This is a genomic window from Pseudobacter sp. (genome assembly GCF_051955275.1).
Lineage (GTDB): Bacteria > Bacteroidota > Bacteroidia > Chitinophagales > Chitinophagaceae > Pseudobacter.
The window spans coordinates 1-7,962 of record NZ_JBQCGW010000210.1 but is presented as its reverse complement, the minus strand read 5'-3'; the positions used below and the strand labels follow the sequence as shown (position 1 = coordinate 7,962).

Here is a 7,962-nt window from a genome sequence, read left to right as displayed (position 1 = left end):
TAAGCATCAGCAATGCGATCAGGGAAAGGCCCATGGGCAGCTCGTAACTGATCACCTGGCTTGCTCCGCGCAATGCAGCGAGGAGAGAGAATTTATTGTTGGATGCCCAGCCTCCGATCATGATACCATATACACCCATACTCACCACGCCAAAGATGTAGAGGATGCCGATATTGATATCTGTGATCTGAAGAGGAACAGACCTTCCGAAGAAATCTAGGGTTCCGCCCCAGGGAATTACGGCTGAGGTCATCATAGCTGTAAGCATAGCCAGACAGGGACCGAGAATGAAGAGCATCCTGTTGGATGTGTTGGGAATGATCTCTTCCTTCATGAACAGCTTCATACCATCAGCCAGCGGCTGAAACAGACCGAGGGGGCCCGCCCTGTTAGGACCGATACGATCCTGCATGAAGGCTGCCACTTTACGCTCTGCCCATGTTTCATACATGGCTATTACAAGGGACACGGATATAATGCCGATGATCAACACCAACTTTTCAATAAGAAAAAACCAATCGAAAGATAACAACGTAATCTGCATTATATGTGGTTATGATTTCTTGGGAAAATCTGTACTATGTGCAGGCCCGGGCAATGCGCTCAGGTCTATATCAGGTCTGTTCACTTCGCTTACATCGTGAATATCCATCAGCAGTCTTGGCTGACGGCCACCCATCACTTCAGGCATTGTTTCTTTAGGAACGGTAAGGTTCTGGTAATGCCCCTGGGAGATCACAGACTGACGGCTCACCAGGGTAGGTCCTTCGATGGTCCAGTCAGATGTTTTCTTTTTCTCAAAACGGCATTCGTTACAGATCCAGTCTTCCACCTCACCCCACTGATCTTTGCGGGCAGTTACACGGAACACTTCTTCACCACGGTACCAGAGGGTAACCTTTCCTTTACACTTGCTGCACTCGCAATGAGCATCAACAGGTTTCAGGAACCATACACGGTTCTTGAAGCGGAATGTTTTATCGGTGAGCGCACCAACCGGACAAACATCGATCACGTTTCCGATGAAGTCGTTGTCCAGTGATTTCTCGATATAAGTGGCGATCTCTGCATGGTCTCCCCTGTCGAGTACACCGTGCACGCGTTTGTTGGTGAGTTGATCAGCAGTGAACACGCAGCGGTAGCAGAGGATGCAGCGCGTCATGTGCAGCTGAATATAAGGACCGAGATCATGTTTCTTGAAAGTACGGCGGTTGAATTCGTAGCGTGTACCTTCCTTACCATGATCATAGCCGAGATCCTGCAGGTGGCATTCACCGGCCTGATCGCAGATAGGGCAATCCAGCGGGTGATTGATCAGCAGGAACTCCACCACTCCATTGCGTGCATCCACCACACGGTTGCTGGTGATATTCTTCACCACCATACCATCCATTACGTTGGTACGGCAGCTGGCTACCAGTTTGGGCATAGGGCGTGGGTCAGCAGTAGAGCCTGCGGCTACTTCAACCAGGCAGGTACGGCATTTACCACCACTGCCTTTCAGTTTGGAATAGTAGCACATGGCAGGTGGAGCAACATCACCTCCGATCATGCGCGCAGCATTCAGGATGCTGGTGCCCGGCTCCACTTCAATGGTGATATTGTCTATCGTAACCTTAAATAATTTCTTTTCCTCGGCCATATAAATCGGGTTCGATTGTTATTACGCTGTTACTGGTACGGGCAGTGGGTCTGCATAATGGGCCAGACCGAAATTCCTGTGCTGGCTTTCTACAGGGTTGTCCACGTGCCATTCAAATTCATCGCGGAAATGGCGGATGGCTGCGGCAACGGGCCATGCAGCGGCATCACCGAGCGGGCAGATGGTATTGCCTTCGATCTTGCGCTGGATATCCCAGAGCAGGTCGATATCGCTCTTCTTTCCCTTTCCGGTCTCGATATTCTTCAGGATCTTCTCCATCCAGCCTGTTCCTTCGCGGCAGGGGCTGCATTGCCCGCAGCTTTCATGACGGTAGAAACGGGCGAGCGTGAGTGTGTTGCGAACCACGCACTGGTCTTCGTCCAGTACAATGAATCCGCCTGATCCCATCATTGAACCGGTTGCAAAGCCGCCATCGGCGAGGCTTTCGTAGTTCATCATACGCTGCTCCCCTTTTGCTGTTTTCAGCAACAGGTTGGCAGGAAGGATGGGAACGGAAGAACCTCCGGGGATACAGGCTTTCAGCCTTTTTCCGTTGGGGATGCCTCCGCAGTATTCGTCGCTGTAAATGAATTCTTCCACTGAGATGGTCATGTCTATCTCATATACGCCGGGCTTGTTGATATTGCCGCAGGCGGAGATGAGTTTGGTGCCGGTGCTTTTGCCTACGCCGATCTTAGCGTATTCCTCACCACCGATCTGGATGATGGGAACCACTGCTGCCAGTGTTTCCACGTTGTTCACCACGGTAGGGCAATCCCAGAGACCTTTCACGGCAGGGAACGGAGGTTTGATACGTGGATTACCCCGCTTACCTTCGAGTGATTCGATGAGGGCGGTTTCTTCACCACAGATATAAGCGCCGGCGCCACGCTGAACATAGATCTGGCAGTTGAAACCGGTGCCCAGGATATTGGTACCCAGGAATCCGGCCTTATTGGCTTCGGCGATGGCCTGCTCCAGGATGTCAACGATCCAGGCATATTCACCACGGATATAGATATATGTTCTTTCGGAACCTAATGCATAAGATGCAACGATGAGACCTTCTATGAGGAGGTGAGGAATGAACTCCATCAGGTAGCGGTCTTTGAAAGTGCCGGGCTCGGATTCATCCGCATTGCAAACGAGATAGCGGGGCACGCCTTCCGGTTTGGCAAGGAAGCTCCATTTCATACCGGCAGGAAAACCTGCACCGCCACGGCCACGCAGTCCGCTCTTCTTCACTTCTTCCGTTACCTGGTCGGGCGACATGGTCTTCAGTGCTTTTTCTACACTGGCGTAGCCACCTTCCCTGCGGTAAACCTCGTAGGTACGAATGCCTTCGACATGCGCTTTTTCTAATAATAACTTGCGTCCCATCTGATTGATAATGTTAGAAAGATGAACCGGTGTGGACCGCCTCATCGATCTGTGATTACTGTTTTTTCGTCATGATGTACTTACCGGCAAGTGTTCCCGTGATCTCCCGACCTTCCTGATCGAGGAGCCAGAGTTTGTTCTCACCGGCTTTGTACTCCACCCTGCGGTCCTGTAATTCCTTTTCGAACTGCAGCGTGATCGTATTCTGATGTATCACCCATTTACCTTTTGAGTTGAAAACCACCGGATTTTTCTTTCCAAGGTATTCTTCTTTCAATGTAAAGAGCGAGTCTTTGTTAAGGTCTAGCGTGGTCCTGATCCCTTCACAATCTGCGCAGGGCAGGATCCCTTCATATTCTCCGGCCAGGTCAAGCGAATTTGCTGCGTTATGCATATCAACCGGCTGACTAACGGCGGAGGTATCACCTGCATTGTCCGTGGTTGTTGGTTCTTTCTTACCCGGGTCATTACAGGCGATGGTGATCATAAACGCTGCAAGTGCCAGCAAAACAAGCGTTCGTTTCATATTACCTGGTTTTGGTGTCTGATCAGTTGGCTGCCTTTGCCCTGAGCTCCGCAATGATCCCATCCACTTTTTCTTTGGTGAGATGTTCGCGGTAGTGTTTTCCCAGCTGCATCATAGGCGCGTAACCACAGGCACCAAGACATTCAACTGTCTTGAGTGTGAACATACCATCGGCAGTGGTTTCACCCACACCGATGCCCAGAGTTGATTTGATATAATCGATTATATCGTCACTTCCTTTTACCATGCACGGCCCTGTCTGGCAGACTTCAAAAATGTAACGTCCTACGGGTTTCAGGTTGTACATGGAGTAGAAGGTAGCTACTTCGTATACTTCAATGGGTTCTAGTTTCAGGAGCGATGCTACATAATCCATGGTCTCTGCACTGAGCCATCCGCCGAAAGTTTCCTGTGCCAGGTGCAATACCGGGATCAGGGCGCTTTTTTGTTTACCGTCCGGATAGCGTGCAACAATCTCCTGCACCTTCTTTAACTGATCATCTGAAAACTGTACCATAAAAATTTCTAAGATTTATGCGTCCATCTCCCCTGCGATCAGGTTGAGAGAACTCAATACAATGATGGCGTCGCTGAGCATTGATCCTTTCGTGATCTCTTCAAAAGCCTGGTAATAGATAAAGCAGGGCCTGCGGAAATGCAGCCTGTACGGTGTGCGGCCGCCGTCGCTGATCAGGTAGTAACCCAATTCGCCATTGCCACCTTCCACGGGAACGTACAGTTCACCTTTCGGAATAGCTACTTCACCCATCACAATTTTGAAGTGGTAGATCAAAGCTTCCATCTTCGTATATACATCGCCTTTAGGAGGCAGATAATATTCAGGAGTATCGGCGTGGTACACATCATGCTCGGTGCCTTTGAAAGATTGTACTTTCTTATAGGCCTGTTCGATGATGCTGAGGCTCTGCCACATTTCCTGGTTACGCACGAGGAAACGGTCATAGCAGTCGCCGGTAGTACCCACGGGGATCGTGAATTCAAAATCTTCGTAGCTGCTGTATGGAGTATGAACGCGCACATCGTAGTCTACACCGGCGGCACGGAGGTTGGGGCCGGTAAAGCCGTAGTTCAGCGCTCTTTCGGCACTGATAGGGCCAGCGCCGATGAGGCGTTCCATGAAGATGCGGTTGCGGGTGAAGAGATTTTCAAATTCCTTGAGTACTTTGGGATACTCGGCCAGGAATTTCTCCAGTTTCTCGAATGCGGCCGGCGTGAAGTCTCTTTCAAAACCGCCGATACGGCCCATATTAGTAGTGAGGCGTGATCCGCAGATCTCTTCATAGATCTCATAGATCAGTTCACGGTATTGCATCACATAGAGGAAGCCAGTGAAGGCGCCGGTATCCACGCCTACGATGGAATTACAGATGAGGTGGTCTGAAATACGCGCCAGTTCCATTACGATCACCCGGAGATAATCAACACGTTTTGGCGTTCTTACTCCCAGCAATTTCTCGCAGGTGAGGTGCCATCCCATATTGTTGATAGGTGCGGAACAGTAATTGAGGCGGTCTGTAAGAGTGGTGATCTGGTAGAGAGGCCTTCTTTCTGCAAGCTTTTCAAATGCGCGGTGAATATAGCCTACAGTAGATTCTGAAGAGAGGATACGCTCCCCGTCCAGTTCCAGGATATTTTGGAATACGCCGTGCGTTGCGGGGTGCGTGGGTCCGAGATTGAGTGTAGTAGTCGTTTTCTCGATGGACCCTTCCGGCAACCGGATATTCTTATGATGTGTTAAATCAGACATATATTAATGTCAGCCCATTGGGCCAGTTTATTTCTAAGTTTCAATTCATTTTGCACGGGTGAGGATAAGGCTTAGTAACTCTTGCCACGGCCGAACATATCGTCGTCCTTATCGATCCTGGTCTGGTCTTCCAGCGGAAATTCTTTCCGCATGGGGAAGTAATCCATTTCCTCCACGTTCAGAATGCGTTTCAGGTTAGGGTGGCCTACGAAATTCACACCATAGAAATCATAGGTCTCTCTCTCCATCCAGTTTGCTGCTGAAAACAGGGCTGTTGCACTGAATACATCAGGGGTGGAGATGCTGGTATACACTTTAAAGCGGATACGAACATTGGCCTGCAGGTTATGGAGGTGGTACACCACAGCCAGTTCCCTGCCGGTATTATCGGGGTAATGCACGGCCTGCAGATCAGTCATAAAACGGAACTGCAATCCCTCATCATCATAGAGGAACTGCAATACTTTCAGGTTGATCTCTTTCGGCGCTTCGAAGGTGAGCATTTCAAAAGGCTCCTCGAAGTTGGTAACCTGTTCACCGAATTTTTCTGTCAGCCGTTGCTTGATATAGTCGTTGTTCAACATGCTTATTGGATTCCGTAGCTTGCCATTAATTCTTTGTAACGATCTCCATTCCTTCTTCTCAGGCTTTCCTTACCTACCAGTTTCTGGATATTCATGAAACCATCGATCACCGCTTCAGGCCTGGGAGGGCAACCGGGAACGTAAACGTCCACGGGAATGATCTGATCGATCCCCTGCAGTACGCTGTAAGTATCAAAGATACCACCGCTGGAAGCGCAGGCTCCCATGGCCAGTACCCAGCGGGGCTCAGCCAGCTGGAGATACACCTGTTTAACTACGGGGGCCATCTTTTTAGCGATGGTGCCCATTACCATCATCAGATCGCACTGACGGGGGGAGAATCCAACTCTCTCAGCGCCAAAACGGGCCAGGTCATAGTGGGCTCCCATGGTAGCCATGAATTCGATACCACAGCAGGAAGTTGCGAAAGGCATAGGCCAGAGAGAGTTCTTGCGGCCCAGGCCTACCACTTCATCGAGTTTGGTGGTAAAGAATCCGTCACCCTGATAGCCTTCGGGGGCGTCTACCAACTTTACGCTGGTCTGACCGTAAATATTATATTGAACGGGACGTGCCATAAAATCAGATTTTTTACTTTTTACTGTTGTTCAGGTTCACAAGCAAATCAGTCTTCCCATTTGATAGCTCCCTTCTTGAGGATATATGTAAAACCACAGAGAAAGAAGCCTACAAACATTAATACAGCAAAGAAGCCGTTCCATCCCAGCTCTCTGAAATTGACAGCATAAGGATAGAAAAAGATCACTTCCACATCAAACAATACGAACAGGATGGCAACCAGGAAGTACTTGATGGCCATCGGATGCCTGGCGTCACCATGACTGGCGATACCACTGGCAAAGTTCTCTAACTTATCGGACGTTTTGCGTTTAGGGCCTAACAAATGCGATGCCGTCATCATGACCACTATAATGCCTATAGCAACGAGGAGTTGAAGACCTACGGGAAAAAACCAGAAGGCACTGTCAGGATTTTGGGCAACGGTAGAGGCTTGCAACAGGTACATGTTCATAACCCGTTTAGTTTATCGGCAAAAATAAGGTAGCATCTAACAAAAACCAATTGTAAGTCAAAAAACTGTAAAATTAAATCCCCGCAGAAGACTGCAGGGATTTGATATAAATGAATTCTATGTTAAGCTACGGTTACTTACCACTACTCGGTTTGGCCCCATTTCCCCCGGCTGCACTGCTGCTGCCGGTCCTGGGTTTGGGCTGAGATGCAGGCTTTCCGGCCTTTTCAAGGATTCCCTTGAACTTGATGGCGGTTGCATTGCCCGGATCAACTTCCAGGATCTTGTCCAGGTAGTCGATAGCCGTTTCCCTTTCTTTTTTAATATCATTATAATACTGAACCAGGAAGAAATAAGAGGAAATGATCTGTGATTTGAACTTGGTGGAATCGATCAGTTTCGCTTTTTCTGCCAGGGTCTTGTAAGCTTCAACGGCCAGGCCATTGGTATTTACCGAGTCATCCTGGGCCTGTTTTGCACGGGCACACCAGAGATAACCATAGATCTGATCAGGGTATTTAGACTGATAAATACCGCAGAAAACGCTGTCGGCAGCTTTATAGTCAGTAGCCTGATACAATGCAAAACCATAGTTGTACAGGTCAGTCTGGCTTGGTTCGGGTTTCAGGTTATATGCCACACCCAGCCATCTTGCTTCCTCGCCGCGGTTACCAAGCTTTTTGGCAAGGGCCGCTGCAATATTGATATACTTAACTTTATTCTCGATCAATGTATCGATATCCACTGCTTTCTGAAGACTGGCGAAAGCATTTACCTCGCTACCCGGAGTTTTAGCGTCGATATTGGCTAACTCCACGTAATCGGGAGCAACGATATCATCTTTGTCAACTTTGGCGAAATAAGTGTCCATCGCTTTTCTCGCGCCGGCAAGATCACCGAGGGTGTCACTTGCATAAGCGATCATTTTGTACATACGTGGTTTCACTTTTTCACCGTATTGCTGGATGAGTTGCTCGGCTTTTGCTTTTGCACCGGCGAAGTCAGCTTTAGCGTAGGTGAAATCAGTCT

At 49.1% G+C, this 7,962-nt stretch carries 10 protein-coding genes; all 10 read right to left on the bottom strand.

Annotated features, from left to right (window positions below; translation table 11 throughout):
* The coding region (locus tag ACTHMC_RS18070; RefSeq protein ID WP_440415174.1) for a complex I subunit 1/NuoH family protein at window positions 1-544 on the bottom strand (544 nt) is incomplete at its 3' end.
* Between the two features lie 9 nt (window positions 545-553).
* The gene (locus ACTHMC_RS18065; protein WP_440415172.1) at window positions 554-1,642 is read right to left on the bottom strand and encodes a 2Fe-2S iron-sulfur cluster-binding protein; all 1,089 of its coding nucleotides are present in this window, start codon (window positions 1,640-1,642) and stop codon (window positions 554-556) included.
* Window positions 1,643-1,663: 21 nt separating this feature from the next.
* Complete coding sequence (nuoF, locus tag ACTHMC_RS18060; RefSeq protein WP_440415170.1) at window positions 1,664-3,022, bottom strand: NADH-quinone oxidoreductase subunit NuoF; 1,359 nt, start codon at window positions 3,020-3,022, stop codon at window positions 1,664-1,666.
* A 55-nt stretch (window positions 3,023-3,077) separates the two neighbouring features.
* On the bottom strand, window positions 3,078-3,548 hold the full coding sequence (locus tag ACTHMC_RS18055; protein ID WP_440415168.1) for a copper resistance protein NlpE: 471 nt from the start codon (window positions 3,546-3,548) through the stop codon (window positions 3,078-3,080).
* Between the two features lie 22 nt (window positions 3,549-3,570).
* On the bottom strand, window positions 3,571-4,065 hold the full coding sequence (locus ACTHMC_RS18050; protein ID WP_440415166.1) for an NADH-quinone oxidoreductase subunit NuoE family protein: 495 nt from the start codon (window positions 4,063-4,065) through the stop codon (window positions 3,571-3,573).
* Window positions 4,066-4,080: 15 nt separating this feature from the next.
* A complete protein-coding gene (locus ACTHMC_RS18045) occupies window positions 4,081-5,316 on the bottom strand; it encodes an NADH-quinone oxidoreductase subunit D (RefSeq protein ID WP_440415164.1) in 1,236 nt (411 codons plus the stop codon).
* Between the two features lie 71 nt (window positions 5,317-5,387).
* Complete coding sequence (locus tag ACTHMC_RS18040; RefSeq protein WP_440415162.1) at window positions 5,388-5,900, bottom strand: NADH-quinone oxidoreductase subunit C; 513 nt, start codon at window positions 5,898-5,900, stop codon at window positions 5,388-5,390.
* Window positions 5,901-5,902: 2 nt separating this feature from the next.
* Window positions 5,903-6,478 (bottom strand): NADH-quinone oxidoreductase subunit B, encoded by a 576-nt coding sequence (locus ACTHMC_RS18035; protein WP_440415160.1) that lies wholly within the window; start codon window positions 6,476-6,478, stop codon window positions 5,903-5,905.
* Between the two features lie 47 nt (window positions 6,479-6,525).
* The gene (locus ACTHMC_RS18030; RefSeq protein ID WP_440415158.1) at window positions 6,526-6,933 is read right to left on the bottom strand and encodes an NADH-quinone oxidoreductase subunit A; all 408 of its coding nucleotides are present in this window, start codon (window positions 6,931-6,933) and stop codon (window positions 6,526-6,528) included.
* Window positions 6,934-7,066: 133 nt separating this feature from the next.
* A partial coding sequence (locus ACTHMC_RS18025) for a hypothetical protein (protein WP_440415156.1) occupies window positions 7,067-7,962 on the bottom strand: 896 nt, incomplete at its 5' end.

What these genes read in the sequence shown, in the direction of transcription:
- ACTHMC_RS18065 (WP_440415172.1), bottom strand. Translation starts at nt 1,642, where the DNA reads ATGGCCGAGGAAAAGAAATTATTTAAGGTTACGATAGACAATATCACC.
- nuoF (WP_440415170.1), bottom strand. Translation starts at nt 3,022, where the DNA reads ATGGGACGCAAGTTATTATTAGAAAAAGCGCATGTCGAAGGCATTCGT.
- ACTHMC_RS18055 (WP_440415168.1), bottom strand. Translation starts at nt 3,548, where the DNA reads ATGAAACGAACGCTTGTTTTGCTGGCACTTGCAGCGTTTATGATCACC.
- ACTHMC_RS18050 (WP_440415166.1), bottom strand. Translation starts at nt 4,065, where the DNA reads ATGGTACAGTTTTCAGATGATCAGTTAAAGAAGGTGCAGGAGATTGTT.
- ACTHMC_RS18045 (WP_440415164.1), bottom strand. Translation starts at nt 5,316, where the DNA reads ATGTCTGATTTAACACATCATAAGAATATCCGGTTGCCGGAAGGGTCC.
- ACTHMC_RS18040 (WP_440415162.1), bottom strand. Translation starts at nt 5,900, where the DNA reads ATGTTGAACAACGACTATATCAAGCAACGGCTGACAGAAAAATTCGGT.
- ACTHMC_RS18035 (WP_440415160.1), bottom strand. Translation starts at nt 6,478, where the DNA reads ATGGCACGTCCCGTTCAATATAATATTTACGGTCAGACCAGCGTAAAG.
- ACTHMC_RS18030 (WP_440415158.1), bottom strand. Translation starts at nt 6,933, where the DNA reads ATGAACATGTACCTGTTGCAAGCCTCTACCGTTGCCCAAAATCCTGAC.